Origin of the sequence: Streptomyces sp. SID13031 (assembly GCF_010548305.1) — a bacterium.
Classification (GTDB): domain Bacteria; phylum Actinomycetota; class Actinomycetes; order Propionibacteriales; family Kribbellaceae; genus Kribbella.
The window spans coordinates 240,266-259,931 of record NZ_JAAGLV010000007.1; the positions used below are offsets into that span (position 1 = coordinate 240,266).

At 68.3% G+C, this 19,666-nt stretch carries 22 protein-coding genes and 1 tRNA gene; 15 read left to right on the plus strand and 8 right to left on the minus strand.

The window, feature by feature from the left end; genetic code table 11:
* Positions 1–13 precede the first annotated feature (13 nt).
* The gene (locus G3I17_RS16605; protein ID WP_164597067.1) at positions 14–841 is read right to left on the minus strand and encodes a carbon-nitrogen hydrolase family protein; all 828 of its coding nucleotides are present in this window, start codon (positions 839–841) and stop codon (positions 14–16) included.
* 97 nt (positions 842–938) lie between these two features.
* Between G3I17_RS16605 and G3I17_RS16610 the strand changes: the two genes are divergently transcribed.
* Complete coding sequence (locus G3I17_RS16610; protein WP_164597069.1) at positions 939–1,433, plus strand: hypothetical protein; 495 nt, start codon at positions 939–941, stop codon at positions 1,431–1,433.
* A 90-nt stretch (positions 1,434–1,523) separates the two neighbouring features.
* Here G3I17_RS16610 and G3I17_RS16615 read toward each other — a convergent pair.
* Positions 1,524–1,607 (minus strand) — tRNA-Leu (locus G3I17_RS16615).
* A gap of 233 nt (positions 1,608–1,840) precedes the next feature.
* On the opposite strand from G3I17_RS16615, the gene G3I17_RS16620 reads away from it, so the two are divergent.
* From G3I17_RS16620 to pknB, 6 genes are all read left to right on the plus strand, one after another.
* On the plus strand, positions 1,841–2,665 hold the full coding sequence (locus G3I17_RS16620; protein ID WP_164597071.1) for a DUF3662 and FHA domain-containing protein: 825 nt from the start codon (positions 1,841–1,843) through the stop codon (positions 2,663–2,665).
* Positions 2,666–2,675: 10 nt separating this feature from the next.
* Entirely contained in the window at positions 2,676–3,164 is a 489-nt protein-coding gene (locus tag G3I17_RS16625; RefSeq protein ID WP_164597072.1) for an FHA domain-containing protein, read from the plus strand.
* A 10-nt stretch (positions 3,165–3,174) separates the two neighbouring features.
* Complete coding sequence (locus G3I17_RS16630) at positions 3,175–4,569, plus strand: protein phosphatase 2C domain-containing protein (protein WP_164597074.1); 1,395 nt, start codon at positions 3,175–3,177, stop codon at positions 4,567–4,569.
* On the plus strand, positions 4,566–5,969 hold the full coding sequence (locus G3I17_RS16635) for an FtsW/RodA/SpoVE family cell cycle protein (RefSeq protein WP_164597076.1): 1,404 nt from the start codon (positions 4,566–4,568) through the stop codon (positions 5,967–5,969). The genes G3I17_RS16630 and G3I17_RS16635 overlap by 4 nt, the downstream gene beginning before the upstream one ends.
* The gene (locus tag G3I17_RS16640) at positions 5,966–7,420 is read left to right on the plus strand and encodes a penicillin-binding transpeptidase domain-containing protein (protein ID WP_164597079.1); all 1,455 of its coding nucleotides are present in this window, start codon (positions 5,966–5,968) and stop codon (positions 7,418–7,420) included. Before G3I17_RS16635 ends, G3I17_RS16640 begins: the two co-directional genes overlap by 4 nt.
* Before the next feature lie 124 nt (positions 7,421–7,544).
* Positions 7,545–9,419, plus strand: coding sequence for a Stk1 family PASTA domain-containing Ser/Thr kinase (gene pknB, locus G3I17_RS16645; protein WP_203590305.1), 1,875 nt, complete (start codon positions 7,545–7,547; stop codon positions 9,417–9,419).
* 85 nt (positions 9,420–9,504) lie between these two features.
* Here pknB and G3I17_RS16650 read toward each other — a convergent pair whose 3' ends face one another.
* Both G3I17_RS16650 and G3I17_RS16655 read right to left on the minus strand, forming a co-directional pair.
* Positions 9,505–10,122 (minus strand): aminodeoxychorismate/anthranilate synthase component II, encoded by a 618-nt coding sequence (locus G3I17_RS16650; protein WP_164597082.1) that lies wholly within the window; start codon positions 10,120–10,122, stop codon positions 9,505–9,507.
* 41 nt (positions 10,123–10,163) lie between these two features.
* Complete coding sequence (locus G3I17_RS16655; RefSeq protein ID WP_164597084.1) at positions 10,164–10,931, minus strand: DUF881 domain-containing protein; 768 nt, start codon at positions 10,929–10,931, stop codon at positions 10,164–10,166.
* Between the two features lie 93 nt (positions 10,932–11,024).
* Between G3I17_RS16655 and G3I17_RS16660 the strand changes: the two genes are divergently transcribed.
* Positions 11,025–11,291: a cell division protein CrgA gene (locus tag G3I17_RS16660; RefSeq protein ID WP_164597086.1), complete on the plus strand. Its 267-nt coding sequence runs from the start codon at positions 11,025–11,027 to the stop codon at positions 11,289–11,291.
* A gap of 205 nt (positions 11,292–11,496) precedes the next feature.
* Here the strand turns inward: G3I17_RS16660 and G3I17_RS41655 are convergent, their stop codons facing one another.
* Positions 11,497–12,399 carry an alpha/beta hydrolase gene (locus G3I17_RS41655; RefSeq protein WP_164597088.1) on the minus strand — a complete coding sequence of 301 codons (903 nt, stop codon included), beginning with the start codon at positions 12,397–12,399 and terminating at the stop codon, positions 11,497–11,499.
* Between the two features lie 97 nt (positions 12,400–12,496).
* Between G3I17_RS41655 and G3I17_RS16670 the strand changes: the two genes are divergently transcribed.
* The 6 genes from G3I17_RS16670 (at position 12,497) to G3I17_RS16690 (ending at position 16,063) form a co-directional block, all read left to right on the plus strand.
* Entirely contained in the window at positions 12,497–13,030 is a 534-nt protein-coding gene (locus G3I17_RS16670) for an EXLDI protein (protein WP_164597090.1), read from the plus strand.
* A 155-nt stretch (positions 13,031–13,185) separates the two neighbouring features.
* On the plus strand, positions 13,186–14,154 hold the full coding sequence (locus tag G3I17_RS16675) for an ATP-binding cassette domain-containing protein (protein ID WP_164597092.1): 969 nt from the start codon (positions 13,186–13,188) through the stop codon (positions 14,152–14,154).
* Entirely contained in the window at positions 14,151–14,954 is an 804-nt protein-coding gene (locus G3I17_RS16680) for an ABC transporter permease (RefSeq protein ID WP_164597094.1), read from the plus strand. Before G3I17_RS16675 ends, G3I17_RS16680 begins: the two co-directional genes overlap by 4 nt.
* 49 nt (positions 14,955–15,003) lie before the next feature.
* Positions 15,004–15,132: a hypothetical protein gene (locus G3I17_RS41660; protein WP_275402485.1), complete on the plus strand. Its 129-nt coding sequence runs from the start codon at positions 15,004–15,006 to the stop codon at positions 15,130–15,132.
* A 5-nt stretch (positions 15,133–15,137) separates the two neighbouring features.
* Positions 15,138–15,422, plus strand: a complete 285-nt coding sequence (locus tag G3I17_RS16685) for a hypothetical protein (RefSeq protein ID WP_164597096.1) — start codon at positions 15,138–15,140, stop codon at positions 15,420–15,422.
* Entirely contained in the window at positions 15,422–16,063 is a 642-nt protein-coding gene (locus tag G3I17_RS16690) for a TetR/AcrR family transcriptional regulator (RefSeq protein ID WP_164597098.1), read from the plus strand. The genes G3I17_RS16685 and G3I17_RS16690 overlap by 1 nt, the downstream gene beginning before the upstream one ends.
* Here the strand turns inward: G3I17_RS16690 and G3I17_RS16695 are convergent.
* Positions 16,053–16,745, minus strand: coding sequence for a pyridoxamine 5'-phosphate oxidase family protein (locus tag G3I17_RS16695; RefSeq protein ID WP_164597100.1), 693 nt, complete (start codon positions 16,743–16,745; stop codon positions 16,053–16,055). The two genes, G3I17_RS16690 and G3I17_RS16695, sit on opposite strands and share 11 nt — an antisense overlap.
* A gap of 66 nt (positions 16,746–16,811) precedes the next feature.
* On the opposite strand from G3I17_RS16695, the gene G3I17_RS16700 reads away from it, so the two are divergent.
* Positions 16,812–18,179: a PLP-dependent aminotransferase family protein gene (locus tag G3I17_RS16700; protein ID WP_164597102.1), complete on the plus strand. Its 1,368-nt coding sequence runs from the start codon at positions 16,812–16,814 to the stop codon at positions 18,177–18,179.
* Between the two features lie 8 nt (positions 18,180–18,187).
* Here G3I17_RS16700 and G3I17_RS16705 read toward each other — a convergent pair whose 3' ends face one another.
* Complete coding sequence (locus tag G3I17_RS16705) at positions 18,188–18,562, minus strand: helix-turn-helix transcriptional regulator (protein ID WP_203590306.1); 375 nt, start codon at positions 18,560–18,562, stop codon at positions 18,188–18,190.
* Positions 18,563–18,731: 169 nt separating this feature from the next.
* Positions 18,732–19,634, minus strand: a complete 903-nt coding sequence (locus tag G3I17_RS16710; RefSeq protein ID WP_164597105.1) for a glycoside hydrolase family 43 protein — start codon at positions 19,632–19,634, stop codon at positions 18,732–18,734.
* Positions 19,635–19,666: the final 32 nt, after the last annotated feature.

The following is a 19,666-nucleotide window of genomic DNA, read 5'->3' on the forward strand; positions in this document are numbered from 1 at the left end:
GCCGCAGTACGAGCTAGCTGACGGTGTGGTTGGTGGAGCGGGGGTCTTCGGTGACTCGGCGGGTGCGGTAGATGTCGCCCTTGCGGGCGATGGTGCGCCAGGGGCGGGACTGGGTGAGGGAGAAGGCGTAGTCGGGGTCGTTGCGGTCGATAGTGGCGAGCGTCAGCTCGGCGGTGTCCTTCATCTGGAAGACGTAGGTGCCGTCGGGATCGATCAGGCCGGAGTACGCGATCTCGTCGGCCTGGGCGGGGAAGGACATCGCCACCCAGTAGTTGTTGATCGCCGCGGCGGCGCGGGCCTTGACGTCGATGGTCGATTCCACCGGGTACGCCGACAGCAGCAGGCACTCGACGCCGAGGCGGTCGTACTCGCTGAGGATCTCCAGGTAGTCGATCTCGAGCGCGCAGCCGAAGCGGTAGCCGTCCACGTCGAAGACGATCGGCTCGAAGCCGGGGCTGAAGAAGCGGGTGATCTCGGTGCTGGAGCAGTAGCGCTTGTCGTAGCGGTCGACGATGCGGCCGTCGTCGGAGATCACGTAGAGGCTGTTGTGCGGGCGGTTCGGCGGGGTCAGCGGGTGGGCCGAGCCGAGCACGACCCAGAGCTTCAGCCGCGCGGCGAGCTTCTTGATCTTCTCCAGCTCGTCGTGGACCACCCGCCAGTCGACCTCGGACCAGTCCTGGAGCTGCCACGGCGGATGCCCTGACAGGTGCCCTTCCGGAAACTGGATCAGCCGCGCCTGGCCGGCGGCGGCCTCCTTCATCAGGTCCCGGACCTTGGCACCGTTCTCCGCGGCATCCTTCGTGGTGATCGGTGCAGCAACAGCAATACGAATCCCCGTCATCGCCCCACGGTCCCATCCCGGGCCGACATTCCCAGCCGGACTCGGCGAGCGTCACAAAGCTGTCCGGAATGTCGGCGGCGGCAGGCAGGGTGGGCTCATGAGCTGGTCCGCCGTCCACGACTACACCCTCCGCGAGCGGTACGCCGAGGTCCACGACCTGGCCGACTGGTCGCCGTGGATGCCCTTTGCGGAGGCGATCCCGGCCGCACCACGGGAGCCCGGCGTCTACCTCCTCCGCGAGCCCCTGACCGCCATCATCCGGTACGCCGGAATGGCCGGCGAGCGCGCTGCGAGCGGGCGCCCGCAAGGCCTCTACGGCCGCCTGACCGTCTACCGGAACGGCCGAGGCGCCATCAGCGGCTTCGGCGAGGAAGCCCTCGACCGCGCCCTCGCCGACCCCGCCTGGCTGGAGCAACAACTCCACGATCTCCGCCACCACGGCCCCAAAACCGCCCAGGACTGGGCCCGCGAAGCCGTCCTCCGCCTCGACCTCGAGGTCAGCTGGTCGGTGACCTCGGACACGCCCGACGCGCGCTATCTGGAGACCCGGATCCTGACCCTCCTGAAACCCCACGGCCTCTGGAACCGCTGACCGAACAGCTGCTGTGACGCACGCCGCACCCGCGAAACTCCCGGGAAAACAAAAACTCCCGGTCAGTGAGAAACTGACCGGGAGTCGCTGTGCGCGAGGGGGGAGTTGAACCCCCACACCCTTTCGGGCACACGGACCTGAACCGTGCGCGTCTGCCTATTCCGCCACTCGCGCATCGGTCGCTGAGAGCTGATAAAAATGCCATCTGCAACCGAGAGAAAACACTAGCACGGCCTCAGGCAGACTCTGACATTGCAGGTTCGGTCGAACCTGCCGATACGATCGATCGTCGTACCAGTGTGTTCACCACACGCCGGTGGACACGGGGTACGGCGAGCCTCTTGAAGGTGCCGTACGGCAAGCACGATCGTTGGGTCCACCCGACGACCGACCGTGGAGGAGGACGCGTGCGACCGCTGCAGCGCTTCGAGCGACGCCTCGAAGGCATCGTAAGTGGTGTCTTCGCGCGCGCGTTCAAGGGAGACGTGGAGCCGATCGAGCTGGCTGCCGCGCTCAAGCGAGAGATCGACAACACCGCGCGGATCCTGTCCAGGGACCGCCGGCTGGTGCCGAACCACTTCACCGTCGAGCTCGGCCCGGGCGACTTCGAGCGCCTGAACGCCTACGGCCGGACCCTGAACCACGAGCTCGCCAACGAACTGCGCGACCACGCAGACATCCAGCGCTACACCTTCTCCGGACCGATCGAGATCGAGTTGACCCAGGAAGACGAGCTGCCGACCGGGAAGTTCCGCGTCGTCAGCGCCACTGTCGGCAACCAGCAACGGCCGCCGCAGCCCCCCGTGCAGCAACCACCGCAGCCGTCGTACCAGCCGGCCCCGGACCCGAACGCGACCGTGCTCCAGAGCCCGCCCGTGCAGCCCCCGCCGGCCCGCCGTGGCCACCCGCAGGTGATGCTCGAGGTGAACGGCCGGCGCCGGCCGATCAACCCGCCGGGCGTCGTGCTCGGCCGGGGCACCGACGCCGACATCCAGATCAACGATCCCGGGGTCTCCCGGCGGCATGCGGAGATCCGGCTTATGCCCGAAGGCCCTGGAGGTGTCAGGGTGGTCCTGGTCGACCTCGGGTCGACCAACGGCACCCTGGTCAACGGACGCCGGGCCGCCGAGGCCGAACTGACCGACGGATCGACCGTGAGGATCGGGAACACCACCATGACGCTGCGCCTAGCGGACGAGCCGATCGCCCAGCCGCCAAGCAGCGGGTGGTGACTGGACTTCCATGTCGGAACTGACGCTGACCCTGATCAAACTGGGGTTCCTGGCCCTGCTGTGGATGTTCGTCCTCGCGGTGCTGTCCGTGATCCGGTCCGACCTGTTCGGCGCCAAGGTCGATGCCCGCGCGATCGCGCCGGCCTCGTCCCCGCAGCCCAACGGCCGAACCCCCAAGCCCGCCAAGCCCAGCAAGAAGCGCAAGGGCCTGCCCGGCTCGGTCACCATCGCCGACGGCCCGCAGGCCGGCGTGGGCGCGACCCTGGTCGAGGAGCCGGTCGTGATCGGCCGCGGCTCGGACTGCCAGATCCGCCTCGACGACGACTACTCCTCGACCCGGCACTCCCGGGTGTTCATGTCCGAGGGCGAGTGGTGGGTCGAGGACCTCGGCTCGACCAACGGCACGTACCTGGACGGCCAGCGCGTGACCCGGCCCGTACCGGCAGAGATCGGCGGTTCCATCCGGATCGGTCGCACGACGCTGAACATCGCGAAGTAGGGCGCCGGTCATGACGTTATCGCTGGACTACGCCGCACTGTCCGATGTCGGACGGGTGCGCCGCAACAACGAGGACTCGGCGTACGCCGGTCCGCACCTGCTGCTGCTCGCCGACGGGATGGGTGGCGCCGCCGCGGGTGAGGTCGCCAGCTCGGCGGCCGTCCAGGTGATCCGCCGGCTGGACAAGCCCGGGATCACCGGTCCGGACATGATGGAGGCGCTCGCGGGCGCCGTCCACCGGGCCAACGAGCGGCTCTCGGAGCTCGTCGAGGAGGACCCCGAGCGCGAAGGCATGGGCTCGACCGTCACGGCGCTGCTCTTCGACGGCCAGCAGCTCGGGCTCGCCCATCTCGGCGACTCGCGCGCCTACCGGATGCGTGACGGGCTGCTCTACCAGCTCAGCCACGACCACACGTTCGTCCAGTCGCTGGTGGACGAGGGCCGGATCTCCAAGGAGGAGGCCTTCACCCACCCCCACCGGAACCTGATCCTCCGCGTCCTCGACGGCCGGCCCGATTCGGATCCGGACCTGGAAATACTCGACGTCCAGGCCGGCGACCGGCTGATGCTCTGCAGCGACGGCCTCCCGGACTACGTGAGCGAGCAGGTGATCGCCACGGCGATGGCCGAAGGCACGCCGGACTCCGTGGTGGTCGACCTGATCACGCACGCGCTCGAGGCGGGATCCAACGACAACGTCACCTGCGTCGTCGCCGACGTGGTGGAGACGGACCCGGCGAGCGGCACCCAGCCGCAGCTCGTCGGCGCCGCGGCCGAGCTCGCCCAGGGCAGCACCGGCCCGGGGACCGCGACGATGCGCGCCCAGGGCGACGGTGGTGGCGGTGGTCACGGCGGCGGCGGTGTCGACCCAGAAGAGCTCCGGTACGCGCCCCGCCCGCCCAAGCGGTTCCTGTGGCTGAGGCGTCTCGCAGTACTGGTCGTCGTGCTCGGAGTGATCGGCGGAGGCGGCTGGTTCGCCTACAACTGGACCCAGAAGCAGTACTACGTGGGCACGGACGGTGACTACGTCGCAATCTTCAAGGGAGTCGACGAGGTGGTCCCCGGACTCAACCTGTCCTCCCTCTACGAGAAGCAGGCGCTGCAGGTCGACAAGCTGCCGACGTACAGCCGGGAGCAGGTCGAGGGCACGATCCAGGCCGACGACCTCGACGCGGCCCGGAAGATCGTCAGCGAGCTGAAGCGCACCGCCGACGAGTGCGCGGCCCAGCCGACACCCAAGCCGAGCACGACCCCGAAGCCCAGTACTCCGCCCGTCACCGGCAAGCCGGTCTCCACGCCGCCCAAGCCGCCGGCGACCACGCCCGTCTCGACTCCGCCCACCACGCCGGGCGCCACCTCGAGCAACGGCACGGTCAACCCCGACGACTGTGACGGCGTCAGATGAGTATCGCTTCGACATCCGTCATCCAGATCATCCCGCGCACCCGGCGCGGGGTGGAGCTGATGCTGCTCATCGTGGCGATCGGCGTCTCGGTCGGCGCCTACGTCAACATCGGCCTCACCGTCCAGGACAAGGTCCCGGCCAGTACCGGCTACTACGCGGCCGGGATCGGCCTGCTGGCCCTGATCGCGCACCTGGCCCTGCGCTACCGCGCCCCGTACGCCGACCCGGTGCTCCTGCCTTGCGCGGTGCTCCTGAACGGCCTCGGCGTCGCCATGATCCACCGGGTCGACCTCGGCCTGGAGGCGATGGCGCTGGCCAAGGGCAACACTCCTCGCGGCCCGGCGGCACCGCAGCAGATCACCTGGACCGCGGTCGGCATCGTCTTGTTCCTGGTGGTCATCCTGGTGATCCGGGACCACCGCCGGCTGCAGGCGCTCACCTACACCGCGGGCCTGGCCGGTCTGGTCCTGCTGGTCCTGCCGCTGGTCCCCGGGCTCGGCGTGAACATCAACGGCGCCCAGATCTGGGTCCGGTTCGCCGGGATGTCTTTCCAGCCTGGTGAATTCGCGAAGCTCTGCCTGGTCGTCTTCTTCGCCGGTTACCTGGTGGTGAAGCGGGATGTGCTGACCCTGGCCGGGCATCGCTTCCTCGGCCTCGACCTGCCACGGGCCCGCGACCTCGGCCCGATCGGGATCGCCTGGGGCGTCAGCCTCGGCGTACTGATCTTCGAGAAGGACCTCGGCTCCTCGCTGCTGTTCTTCGGCCTGTTCCTGTTCCTGCTGTACGTCGCTACCGAACGGGCCGGCTGGCTGATCATCGGTGGCCTGCTGTTCGCTGGCGGCGCCTGGTTCGCCGCTTCGACCTTCGGCCACGTGCACAGCCGGGTGGAGGACTGGCTGGACCCCTTCAAGGGCGACGGCGTCGGTCAGGTCGCGAACGGTCTGATGGGCCAGGCCTGGGGTGGCGTCCTCGGCCGCGGTCTCGGCCAGGGCCGGCCCGAACTGCTCGGCTTCTACGGCCAGAGCGACTTCATCATCTCCTCGTTCGGCGAGGAGCTCGGCCTGACCGGGATGATCGCGATCATCCTGGTCTACACGCTGCTGGTCGAGCGCGGTCTGCGGACCGCGCTGGGCTGCCGGGACATCTTCGGCAAGCTGCTCGCCACCGGCCTGGCGATGTCCTTCGCGCTGCAGGTGTTCGTGATCATCGGCGGCGTCACCGGGCTGATCCCGCTGACCGGCCTGGCCACGCCGTTCATGGCCCTGGGCGGTACGTCGCTGGTCGCGAACTGGGCGATCATCGCGCTGCTGCTCCGGATCAGCGACCAGGCCCGGCGCCCCCAGACCCCGGCGGCACCGGTCTCCGACGAAACGATCGCGATGGCGGTGCAGAAGCAGTGAACTCAGCAATCCGGCGGCTCGCCGTGGGCGCGATCATCCTGATGCTCGCGCTGATGGCCAACTCGACCTATCTGCAGGCCTTCCGGGCCGGCGACCTGAACGGCCGCGACGACAACCGGCGGGTCCGCGACCAGCAGTTCTCGGTGGACCGCGGCCCGATCCTGATCGGCAACACCCCGATCGCGCGGAGCGTGGAGGTCAACGACCAGTACAAGTACCAGCGCACCTACTCCAGCGGCCCGCTGTACGCACCGGTCACCGGGTACTACTCCTTCCAGTTCGGCCGGGCCGGCATCGAGCTCAACCAGAACAGCGAGCTGAACGGCTCCGACCCGTCACTGGCGTTCCGCCGGGTCGTCGACGTGCTCACCAACCGCCGGCAGCAGGGCGCGAGCGTCACGCTGACCCTGAACGCGGCAGCCCAGCAGGCGGCGTACAACGCGCTCGGCAACAAGAAGGGCGCGGTCGTCGCGATCGAGCCGAAGACCGGCAAGATCCTCGCCCTGGTCAGCCGGCCGTCGTACGACCCGAACGCGCTCGCCTCGCACGACCTGTCCAAGGCCGCCGCCACCTGGAACGCGCTGAACGCGAACGACGACAAGCCGGCGCTGAACCGGGCGGCCAGGGAGACCTATCCGCCGGGTTCGACGTTCAAGCTGGTCACCGCGGCGGCCGCGCTGTCCAGTGGCAAGTACAAGCCGGACACCCCGGTGAACTCACCGGCCGAGCTGCCATTGCCGCAGACCACCACTCCGCTGGTGAACGAGAACGGCCGTAACTGTGGTGGCAGCAACAACGCGACCCTGACCGTGGCGCTGCGGAACTCCTGCAACACCGCGTTCGGCTCGATCGGCCTCGACCTCGGCCCGGACGCGCTGCGCGAGCAGGCCGAGAAGTTCGGCTTCGGCGAGCGGCCGCTGCCCGAGCTGGGCGCGGTCGCCAGCCAGTTCCCCGGTGACCCGAACCAGCCGCAGACCGCGCAGTCCGCGATCGGCCAGTTCGACGTCCGGGCCACCCCGCTGCAGATGGCGATGGTGGCGGCCGGGATCGCCAACAAGGGCACCGTGATGAAGCCGTACGTCGTCCAGAACGTCCGGACCGGGGATCTGAAGACGGTCTCGGAGACCAAGCCGGAGTCGCTGCACCAGGCGATCACCCCGGAGGTCGCGGCCCAGTTGACCGCGATGATGGTCGACGTGGTCAAGAACGGCACCGGCGCGCCCGGCGCGATCAGCGGTGTCGACGTGGCCGGCAAGACCGGTACGGCGCAGTCCTCGAAGGAGCGGGCGCCGTACGCCTGGTTCACCTCGTTCGCGCCGGCCAACGACCCGCAGGTCGCGGTCGCGGTGATCGTCGAGGACGCCGCCGGCGTGGCCCGGGACGACATCTCGGGCGGCCGGCTGGCAGCACCCGTCGCCAAGAAGGTCATGGAAGCGGTGCTCGGCCGGTGATGACGATGCGATATAACCCGGTAACAGAGCGTTCGGCCGGTGCGAGCCGGTGGATGGTCCGGGCTACCGTGGGCATTTTGAAGATTTGGCCGAGTTCGATCCGCGCAGGTTGGAAGGCAGAGTAATGACATCGCAGGCACGTCTCGTCGGCGGGCGCTACGAAGAGGGCGAACCGCTCGGTCGAGGGGGGATGGCAGAGGTCCGCAAGGGCATCGACAACCGTCTGGGCCGCACCGTCGCGATCAAGCGGCTGCGGGTCGATCTGGCCAGCGACTCGACCTTCCAGGCCAGATTCCGGCGTGAGGCGCAGTCGGCCGCATCGCTGAACCACCCGACCATCGTGTCGGTCTACGACACCGGCGAGGAGCCGGATCCGAACGGTTCGGGCGTCACCATCCCGTACATCGTGATGGAGTACGTAGCCGGCAAGACGCTGCGGGACCTGATCCGCGAGGGCCGCAAGATCATGCCGGAGCGCGCTCTGGAGATGACGTCGGGCGTGCTCGAGGCGCTCGACTACAGCCACCGGGCCGGCATCGTGCACCGCGACATCAAGCCCGGCAACGTGATGCTGACCCCGAAGGGTCAGGTCAAGGTGATGGACTTCGGCATCGCCCGGGCGATCGCGGACACCACCTCCGACATGACCCAGACCGCGGCAGTGATCGGTACGGCGCAGTACCTCTCGCCCGAGCAGGCCCGTGGCGAGACCGTGGACGCCCGCTCCGACCTGTACTCGACCGGCTGCCTGCTCTACGAACTGCTCGTCGGCCGGCCGCCGTTCGTCGGTGAGTCGCCGGTGTCGGTGGCCTATCAGCACGTCCGCGAGGAGCCGCTGCCGCCGTCGTCGTTCGACCCGGACATCCCGCCGGAGGTCGACGCCGTCGTCCTGAAGGCGCTGACCAAGAACCGCGACCACCGGTACCAGAGCGCGAACGAGATGCGCCAGGACATCCACCGGGTGCTGGCCGGCCAGCAGGTGACCGCGCCGATGGCAGCCGTCGGCGAGACCCGGGCGATGGCAGCGACCCAGGTCGCCCCGGCCGCGGCCGCCACCCAGGCGTACCAGCCGCAGTCCAACGACCTGCTCCCGCCCGACGACGGGGACGACGAGGCGCAGACCGCTCGCGCCCGGCGCAACCGCGGGCTCGCGTACTTCCTGCTCGGCCTGGCGATCGTGGCGATCGCCGTCGGCGCCTACGCGATCATCACCAACATGGGCGACAAGGGCAACGACCCGGGAGCCAACCCGAGCAACACCAACTCGAGCCAGCCGGTGGAGCAGGTCGACGTGCCGAAGGTGTCGGGTCTGGGGTTGCAGGCGGCGACCGACCTGCTCGCCGCCCAGGGACTCACGATCAAGCCGAGCTACGAGGCCAGCAGCACGGTCGGCAAGAGCACGATCATCAGCCAGGACCCGACCGAGGGCACCAAGGTGGACAAGGACACCGCCGTGACCGTGGTGGTCTCGTCCGGCCCGTCCGCCTTCAGCGTTCCGCAGGTGATCGGCAAGTCGGAGTCGGACGCGCGCAAGGCGCTGCAGAACGCGTCCGGCAAGTTCAAGGTCGCGTCGAACTCCACGGAGGTCGACAACGAGGCCCCGAAGGGCACCGTGGTCGCGATCGATCCCGGTCAGGACGGTCAGTACGCCGCCGGGACGAAGTTCACCCTGACCGTCTCGTCCGGACAGGTCGAGGTGCCGGTCCCCGACGTCACGACGCTGAGCAAGGAAGACGCCGCCCAGCAGCTCAAGGCACTGGGGCTGACCGTCGGCTACGTCAACGACGACACCAACCCGACCGCGGCCGAGGGCACGGTGACCAAGCAGAGCGTCAAGGCCGGCACGAAGGTCAAGGAGGGCACCAAGGTCACCCTGTCGATCGCCATCAAGGCCACGCCCACCGACCCGCCGAGCACCACGCCGACCGACCCGCCGGACACCCCGGACACGCCCCCGATCATCGGTGGCGGCGGTAACGGCGAAGGCGACAACGGCTGACCACCAGCCCAGCAGACGAGAAAGGCCGCGGGAGCGACTCCCGCGGCCTTTCTCGTTGTACGCCGTCAGTGCCGGCTCAAGTTGGTCAGCTGACGACCGGGGCCATCCCGGCCGAACGCTCGACGGCGCCCGGGTCGCCGCAGGTCTGCAGCCAGTTGGCGAGCATCCGGTGACCGCCTTCGGTCAGTACGGACTCGGGGTGGAACTGGACGCCCTCGACGGGCAGGTCGCGGTGCCGCGCGGCCATGATCACGCCAGCCTCGGTCCGCGCGGTCACCTGGAGGACGTCCGGCACGGTGTCCTGGGCGATCGCGAGTGAGTGGTACCGGGTCGCGGTGAACGGGGACGGCAGCCCGGCGAGCACGCCGGCGCCCTCGTGGAAGACCTGGCTGGTCTTGCCGTGCAGCAGCTCGTCCGCGCGGCCGACCACCCCGCCGTACGCGATGCCGATCGCCTGCAGGCCGAGGCAGACGCCGAAGATCGGCACCTCGCCGCCCTTCTCCTTGATGATGTCCACGCACGCGCCGGCCTCTTCCGGCGTACCGGGGCCGGGGGAGAGCAGGACGCCGTCGTACTCCGAGACCTGGTCTGGGGTGACCTCGTCGTTGCGCAGCACGGTCGTGTCGGCCTGCAACTGCTGCAGGTACTGCACGAGGTTGTAGACGAAGGAGTCGTAGTTGTCGACGACGAGGATCCGCGGCATGCCGACCATTGTCACAGACGACCCGGCACCGGGCAGGCCGGTCAGCCGGTCGCCGACGGGCTGGTGGTCGGCGGCTTCTCGAAGCCGGGCACGGTCGCGCTCTGCAGCTCCAGCGTGCCCTCGTAGGCGGGCATCCCGATCGAGCCCTCGTTCTTCACCTCGTAGCCGAGCTGGAACCGGACCACGTAGTCCTGCAGGTTCTCGATGTACTTCGAGTCGTCCAGCGCCTGCTGGAGCTTCTTGCGGTCGCCGATCGCGGTGATCTTGTACGGCGGCAGGTAGGGCACGCCGTGCAGGACGACCGAGTTGCCGACGCACTTGATCCCCGTGGTGGAGATCACCCGGTGGTTCTGGATCGAGATCGCGTCGGCGCCGCCGACCCAGAGCGCGTTCACCACGGCCTGGATGTCCTGCTGGTGGATCACCAGCCAGTCGGCGTCCACATCCGGGTTGTCCTTGACCACTTCGGACGGGGCGTCCTTGAGCGTGACGGTGAGGCCGGGCCCGGTGACGGGCGTAGTACCGACCTGGTCGGACAGGTCCTTCAGCTGGTTGGCCAGCTTGGGCTCGATCGAGCCTTGCTGCGCCTGCAACTTCTCGATGTCCTGGCTCAGCGCCGCGTGCTGGCGGGTCAGGCTGGCGCTGCGCCGGCTCTGTTCCTCGACCAGGCCCGCGAGCGTAGTGTTACGACTGGGGCGCAGATCGGTACCGCGGGCGTTCGTGGCGCTGGTGGCGAAGAGCAGCCCGGCGCACAGCAACGCCACCGGCGCACTCGCGCGCCAGAGCGAAATTCGCCGCAGCTTGCTCACCCGTGATCCCCTTGCTCTCGTCTGCACTACGCTAACCGAGGCCAGAGCTAGCTTATGTGTCCGTTGTAGGTGTCCGTTACGAGGAGTCGAGTCGTGCCCGAGTCGAGCAGTCGCAAAACCAAGAAGTCGTCCACCGACAAGGTCAAGGTGGAGAAGACTCCGAAGAAGCCGCGTACCACCAGCCGGGTGTGGGTCGCCCCGCTGATGCTGGGGTGCTGGCTGCTCGGACTCGCCTGGCTGGTCGTCTTCTACGTGGCCGGCCAGGACATCCCGGTGATGCGCGACCTGAACAACTGGAACCTGCTGATCGGCATGGGCCTGATCGCCGGCGGTTTCGTCGTCTCGACCCAGTGGATCTAGTCGCCGTCTGACTTCTGGACCGCGGACCTCAGCCGGCGATCGGGCGCAACCGGCCGAAGTCCGCGGTCGAATTACAGACCTGTGGTTATCCACATGGGTATCCCCAGCTGTGCACAGATTGCAGGAGACTTTTCCCCAAGTTGTCCCCGGCTTTGCCCTCGATCGGGGCAAAAATCGGCGAAATCTGTGGATAAAACAGGTTTGATCACCGTGTTATCCACAGCTGGGGAGCGAAGTCCGGCGGGAATTCGTGGCCGAGTCTCGGTAGCCGCTCGACGGTGAGCCCGAGGGCGGCCAACTGCTCCTCCGCGGCCTCCACCACCTCCAGCAACTCGTCCTCGGTGCCGATCAGGACAGTCGCGGGCGACAACGGCCCCTGCGCCTTCTCCGGTACCTCCCTGAGAGCCGGAGCCAGTACTACGACGCCGTCCGCCGGCACGGGGTCGGCCTCGACGGCCCAGTTGAGCGCCACCCGGCCGCCGGCCGAGAACCCGGCCGCGATGAGCGGGAGCCCACGCAACTCCGCCGGAAGCTGCTCCAGCGCCCGGCTGATGTCCTTCACCGCCTCCACCGGGTCCGGCCAGGTCCGGTACATCGGCGACATCAGCTGCGAGGACTCCACCCCGACCAGCGCATAACCGGCCTCGAGCACTCCACTCCAGTCCCGCATCGCGTGCGAGGCCCGCTGCCCGGCTCCATGCAGCGCCACCACCACCCCACGCGGCCGAGTGACTGAGTCGGCATCGCCCGATGGCAGGCGGATGAGTGGCTGGTCCTGGGAGGTGACTCGGCGACTGCGGGAGAGCTCCACCAGCCGCTGGAAGGCCGGGAGGTACTGGAGGGCGGCCAGGTCGTCGTCCTCGGTGAGGATGCCCTCCTCCCACCACCCGCCGGCATCGCTGGCCTGCTGGAGGGTGGCCAGCGCCTCGGTCGATTCGCCGAGCGAGCCGAGGAGGCAGGCGCGCAGGTGGGCCAGCTCCGCGCTCCACGGCTCCAGGCCTGGGTCGGCGGCGTCGAGTAGATCCAATGCGACCCGCTGCAGGCCCTCGTCGTACAGGGTCCCGACCCGGTCGGTCAGTTGGTCGTAGCGCGCCTCAGGTGTGTCCACCGGACGATCCTGACAGGCCGGGCGAAAGTCTGCGTAGATTATATGTAGACGTCTACGTAGAGCTGTGCGTATAGTTCTACGTAGGAGGAGAGACACCATGCCGAACAAGACGATCTATGTTTCCGATGACGACCTGGCCCTCTACAAGAGGGCCCAGGAACTCGCCGGCAACCTGTCCCAGGCCATCTCGACCGCGCTCCGGCGGTACGTCGAGCTGGAGGAGGGGCGACTCGAGGGCTTCGACGAGATCACCGTCCGGGTCGGGCGCGGGACGGGCCGCAAGCAGCGGTTCTCCGGCGTCCTGCTCGCCGAGGGCGGCCGGTCCAACAAGAGCGGGTACGAGGCGTTCAAGGTCTACCGGAGCCGGACCGGAAAGTTCGTCCTGCATGCCGACCGGCGCCAGCAGTACAACAGCGTCACCACCGTCGACGGTGAAGAGCAGAACTACACCGGCTGGCGAAGCTGGATCGGCAGCCTCAGCAGCAACCAGACCTGGAGCATGGCTCAGGGCGAGGCCACGCTGCACGTCGTGGAAACGGTGGACCAGCTCCGGGAGCTGATCCCCGAGGACCTCTACGCCATGGTCGAGGACGCGGCGGACCAGCCGGCCGTGGAGGACCTCGACATCTGACCGCAGCATCCTGACCGACTGAACAGCCCGACCCCACCCGCCCGGCGGCTCACCCACAGCCCGGCCGGCTGGATCAGCACGCCCTGAATCTCCTCCTTCCCACTCCTTAAGCCACCTGGGTCAGGTTCACCCTGCCCGAAAACAAGCGAGGACTCATGAACAACTCGACCGCGGCGATCGACGTCACCGGCCTGCGCAAGGCGTACGGCGACCAGCTCGTCCTCGACGGCATCGACCTGAATGTTGCCGAAGGCACCATTTTCGCCCTGCTCGGCCCGAACGGCGCCGGCAAGACCACCGTGGTGCAGATCCTGTCCACCCTGATCACCGCCGACGCCGGTGAGGTCCGGGTCGCCGGGCACGACGTCCGGTCAAACCCGGAGGCCATCCGCGCCGCGATCGGCGTCACCGGTCAGTTCTCCGCGGTCGACGGTCTGCTGACCGGCGAGGAGAACCTGATCCTGATGGCCGACCTGTACCACCTGGGCCGCGCCGAAGGCCGTCGCCGGGCAGCCGAACTGCTGGCCCGGTTCGACCTGGCCGAGGCCGGCAAGAAGCTCGCGATGACGTACTCCGGCGGGATGAAGCGCCGCCTCGACCTCGCGATGACGCTGGTCGGCAGCCCGCGAATCATCTTCCTGGACGAGCCGACGACCGGGCTGGATCCACGCAGCCGGCACAACATGTGGCAGATCATCCGCGAACTGGTGGCCGGCGGCGTGACGATCTTCCTCACCACGCAGTACCTGGAAGAAGCCGACCAGCTCGCCGACCGGATCGCCGTACTCGACCACGGCAAGCTCGTTGCCCAGGGCACCCCGGAGCAGCTGAAGCGGCTGGCACCGGGTGGGCACGTCCGGCTCAGGTTCAACTCGCCGGACGAGTTCACCCTGGCCGCCCAGGTGCTGCCCGCGGCCGCCCCGGACGAGGAGGCGCTGGTGCTCCAGGTGCCGAACGACGGCAGCGTGCAGTCGCTGCGCGCCCTGCTGGCCCGGATCGACGACGCCTCCCTCGAGGTGGACGAGCTGACCATCCACACCCCTGACCTGGACGACGTGTTCTTCGCCGTCACCGGCCAACCCACCAGCCACGAGAACGCCGACCAGAAAGTGACGAGCCGATGAGCACCCCCGCTATCACCAAGGCCTACCCGATCGCCGACACGGCCACGATGTTGCGCCGCAACCTGCGGCACGCCCTGCGCTACCCCGGCCTGTCGCTCGGCGCCGTCGGGATGCCGGTCGTCATGCTGCTGCTGTTCGGCGTCGTCTTCGGCAAGACCTTCTCCACCGGTCTCGGCGGGGGTGCCGACTTCGAGTACATCGACTTCCTCACCCCGGGCATCCTGCTGATGTCCATCGCTTCCGGGATCATGTCCCCGGCCGTCGGCGCCGCCACCGACATGACCGAGGGCATCGTGGCCAGGTTCCGGACGATGGCGATCTTCCGGCCGGCCGTGCTGGCCGGGCACGTGCTCGGCAACGCGATCCTGACGGTCGTCAGCCTGGCCCTCGTGGTCGGCTTCGCCGTCCTGATCGGATTCCGCCCGAACGCCTCGCCGGTGGACTGGCTGCTGGCGAGCGGGTTGCTGGTCGCTCTCACCATCGCGCTGACCTGGTTCGGGGTCGCGCTCGGCCTGGTCAGCAAGACCGCGGAGGGCGCCAGCAACATCGTCCTGCCGATCAGCCTGCTGCTGCCCCTGCTCAGCACCACCTTCATCCCACTGTCTGCGATGCCGAGCGGCATCCGCTGGTTCGCCGAGTACCAGCCCTTCACCCCGATCATCGAAACCCTGCGCCACCTTCTCCTCAACACTCCCGTCGAGGACGGCAACGGCTGGCTCGCGATCGCCTGGTGCCTGGCGATCGGAGTCGTCGGCTACTTCTGGGCCCAGAAGAGCTACAACAAGGGCACCGCCGCCTGAGAACCACCGTTTTGAGCGATCGCTCAAAACGCGGTCTATGCTGGCGGTCATGATGCCGCCACCGGATCACCCAGACCCGCTCGACCACCGGCCGCCCGACCCGGCGCCCGACCCAGCCCCGGTTGCCCGCACAGGCAGCCGGGGCGGTCGCGCGGTCGCCCTCGGCATCGTCGCGTGACCGGGGTGACCGCCCCGTTTCTGGTCGAGTGCACGAAACCGCAGGACCTCGCCATCCATGCTGCCGAGGGATATACGGTGGCTGGGCTGCAACGGGCTCTGTACATGGGTCCGGACGGCCTAAAGGCAAGCGGGCTGGCTGCCGTCGCACGCGGACTCGAACACAGTGGCCCAGGGTGGGCGTACCTGGGCTGGCTGGCTCAGCTGCCGGTGCTCCGTCAACTGCTGCAACTGCTGCTCGACGGGATGGGCGGTGGGCCGCGACAGTTGCCAACGGCGAAGGAGACGTGATGGCGAAGGACACCAGGGCCGGCCTGCTGGACGCCGCGCTTCGGACGATCGGCGACCTTGGCTTCGCCGGTGCGTCCGCGCGGCACATCGCCACGGCCGCCGGGCAGAACCAGGCGCTGGTCTTCTACCACTTCGGCACGGTCAACGACCTCATCGCCGAGGCCTGCCGGAGCAGTACCGAGCAGCGGATCGCTCTCTACCGGGGAGAGTTCGACCAAGCGACCACCTTCGCCGAACTGCTCGCGGTCGGCCGGCGGGTACACGTCGCCGAACATGCCGAGGGCAACGTCGCCGTACTGGCCCAGTTGCTCGCCGGGGCCCGTGGCAACGAGGTCGTCGGCGCGGCGGTCGCGGATGCGATCAACCTCTGGGTGGCCGAGGTCGAGAAGACGCTGCACCGAGTACTTGCCGACAGCCCGTTGCTCCCACTGGTCGACCTGGGAGGCCTGGCCAGGGCGATCTCAGCCGGATTCGTCGGGATCGAGCTGCTGGACGGTATCGACTCTGACGGCGCCACCCGCGCACTCGGGTCGCTCGAGCAACTCGCAGTACTGACTGAAACGTTGCTGACCGAGCTCGACAACCTCGGCCCGGTCACCAGCCGGCTGGTCAAGCGGAAGCTGAAGCCACTCAGCCCGTGACCACCGCGGCGCTGAGCTGGTCGGCGCGGTTCCTGATGTGGGTGGGGATGGCGAGGGTGCAGTCGGGGTTGGTGATGGGTTCCTCAGCCACGACGCGGAGGGGGATGACGCCGGTCCAGTAGGGCAGGTCGAGGTCTTCCTCGTCGTCGTTCGCGGCGCCCGCGCGGGTCTTGACGGAGGCTTCCGTCAGGTCGAGGGCCAGGACCGAGGTCTTGGCCAGCTCCTTGCGGCTCGGCGGGCGAACGGCGGTGGAGCGGCCGGGGACGAGGTGGTCGACGATGCGGTTGAGGCCGTGCAGCTTCTCGTCGGGGTCGGTGACGAGCCGCGGCAGGCCGAAGATGACCGCCGAGCGGTAGTTCACCGAGTGGTGGAAGGCGGAGCGGGCGAGCACCAGGCCGTCGGCATGGGTGACGGTGACGCAGATCGTCTGGCCGGGGGAGGCGACCACGCTGCGGGCGGCGACCGAGCCGTGCAGGTAGAGAGTTCCGTCGGCGCCCTCGTCCAGATCCACCCCGTACGCCGTCGGCAGGACGAGCGGAGCGCCGTCGATGACGACCCCGAGGTGGCAGAACATGCCGGCCAGGAGGACCTCCGCCAGCGCGGCGCGGTCAATCGCGGCGCGTTCCTTCTCCCGGCGAAGCTTGGTCCGGTCGGTCGGCGAGAGCGGCGTGGTGGTCGTCATGGTCCTACCTTTGCCTATCATTGGCATGCTGGCACGGTCCATTCCCGCCCGAATCAGGTAGTCCACTTGGAGAGCTCACTCCCCCTCGTCCTGACCCGCGACGGCAACGGCCCGCTGCACCTGCAGCTGGCTGAACAGTTCCGCGCGGCCATTCGTGACGGGCGGCTGCAGGCCGGGCACCGATTGCCGTCCACTCGCGACCTAGCCAGAGAGCTGTCCGTGTCGCGCTCGGTGGCACAGGCGGCGTACGACCAACTGCACGCCGAAGGGTGGATCGCAGGACGGACCGGCTCAGGCACCTACGTGGCGGACGTAGTACCGCTGCAGCCTGTACTACGTACTGCCGCGCGCCCGCCGACCCCTGCCGGGCCGGTCCTGCTGACCCTGCGGCCGGGGATCCCGTACATCAGCCCGACGGTCGATGCGGGCTGGAGACGAGCCTGGCGGGAGGTGTCGGGCCAGGCCCCGCCCGGTGGCTACGAAGACGTCGCCGGGTTACCAGAGCTCCGTGACGCCCTGGTCGAACACGTCCGACGGGTGCGCGGTATCGCCTGCGGTACCGAGAACCTGATGATCACCGAGGGCACCTCCCACGGGCTGCGGCTGCTGCTGTCCGTGACTCGGCGCCCGGGCGACAAGATCGCCGTCGAGGACCCCGGCTACACCGCTGCGGCCTTGACCGCCAAGCAGTTCGGGCTCGAGGTCGTGGACGTCGGTGTCGACGAGGACGGGCTCCAGGTCTCCGACCTCGGCACCGACCTGTCGGCGGTCTACGTCACGCCATCGCACCAGTACCCGCTCGGCGGCCGGCTCCCCGTCGCCAGACGCAATGAGCTGATCCGGTGGGCCCGGCGTACCGGGGCGACCTTGATCGAGGACGACTACGACAGCGAGTTCCGGTACGACGTGGCGCCGCTGCCCGCCCTCGCCCAGCTCGACCTCGACCGGGTGGTCCACCTAGGCACCCTGTCGAAGGTGCTCAGCCCCGCCCTGCGCCTCGGCTGGCTGGTCGCCTCCCCAGAGGTGGTCAACCAGCTCGCGGCATACCGGGAGCAGGTAGGCGACTGGCCCGGCTGGCCCATGCAGGCAGCCTTCCTGGCCATGCTCCGCGACGGCTACCTGGACCAGGTCATCCGCCGATCAAAACGCCTATACGCCGACCGCCGCAACCACACGTGCGCAGTACTGGCCCCCTACGGCCAGATCGTCGGCCAAGACGCAGGCCTACATATCACCCTCCTACTACCACCAGCCACAGACGACCAAGCCGTAGCAGCAGCAGCAAGAGCCGCCGGCGTCGAAGTAGCCCCCCTCTCCGACTACCGCCGCACCATCCCCGGCCCCCCAGGCCTAGTAATCGGCTACGCCACCCCCACCGACGCCAACTTCCACCAGGCCCTGACGATCCTCTGCGATGTGCTCCGAACCACCTGACGCCAGTCTCAGGCGGAATTCGCCTCGCGGAGCCGGTCAAGATCCAGTTCGACCTCGACACCGTTGAGCATCACGACTATCCGGGGCTGCTCGGCACCGGTGGCGTGCAGATAGTCCGCCAAGGTCGAGAGCAGCATGTCGTGCCTGCGTTCGAGCCTCGAGATGACTGCCTGCCCGACGCCAAGACTCTCGGCCACCTCGACCTGGGTGAGTTCACCGGCTCTCCGGATCGCCGCCAGGTTCTCGGCGTAGACCCGGTCCATCTCCCGCGCCCCGGCCTCGACCGCGGCGACTCCGGCAGCGACCTCCGGACGGGCCAGCAACTTGTTCAGCCGGTCGTTCCCACGGCTGAAGGTCGTCTCTTCGGCACGCTTCCTGGTCACGGTCATCCCCTCGTCGCTTCGCGTTTCCATTGATCGATCAATCCGTCAGCACGAGCCCCGACCGAGTTGTAGAACTCGCCAGAGCGGATAGCGCTTCGACTGACGCACCCACCGCAGGGTGCCTGTCTCTGTTTCCCGCGTCGGCGGCGAGCTCGGCGAGTGGGCACTGTCAGGGCGTTTGTGGGTTCTTCTTCAGTGGCGGCTGGACGACCGGGACGTCGTCGGTCCAGGTTAGTTCGGAGAGCCACATGGTGCGGCCGGGTGGGTCGGCGCCGATCAGGGCTGGGTCCCAGGCGTGGTAGATGAACCAGTAGCGGTTGTTCTTGAGGAGGACCATGTTGTGGCCGGGGCCGGCGGCGTCGTTCGATGAGGTGAGGATGGGGGCGCCGGACTTCACGCAGGGGCCGGTGGGGGTTTCGCAGAGGGCGTGGCCGACGGCGTAGTCGGCTTTGTCGTAGGCGTTGGCTGAGTAGAAGAGGTGGAACTTGCCGTTGCGCTCGATGACGTAGGGCGCTTCGACGAGGTTGCCTTCCCAGGGGAGGGTCTGCTTGATCAGGCGGGTGGTCTTGCCGGTCAGCGTCAGGCCGTCGGGAGAGAGGCGCGAGACGTAGATCCAGGTGTCGACGCCGACCGCGTTGCCGTCGTTCTTCCAGTACAACCATCGCTGCCCGCTCGAGTCCTGGAACGGGCTCGCGTCGATCGAACCACCCTCGTCAACCTGACAGATCAAGGGTTTACTCGACTTGTCGACATATGGACCTTTGGCCGTCGATGCCACCGCAACACCTACACACTGCCGACCCGATGCATCGTCAGAAGTCGTGTAATACATGACGAAACGATCAGTTCCCTGTACTACGGCCTCCGGCGCCCAGACCTTCCCTGGAGACGTCCAACCCGGCAGCGTCGGCAACGCATCGCCGACCTGCTCCCACGAGACCAAGTCGGCCGACTTCAACGTCTGCACGTTGCCCAGCGGCCCGTTGGTCGCGTGCGCGTAGTACTGCGAGCCGACCGCGATCACCTGCGGATCGGCGAACCCGCCGTCGTACACGGGATTCGTGAAACCCATCGTCGTCTCCTCAGTAGCACTGCCGGGGTTGC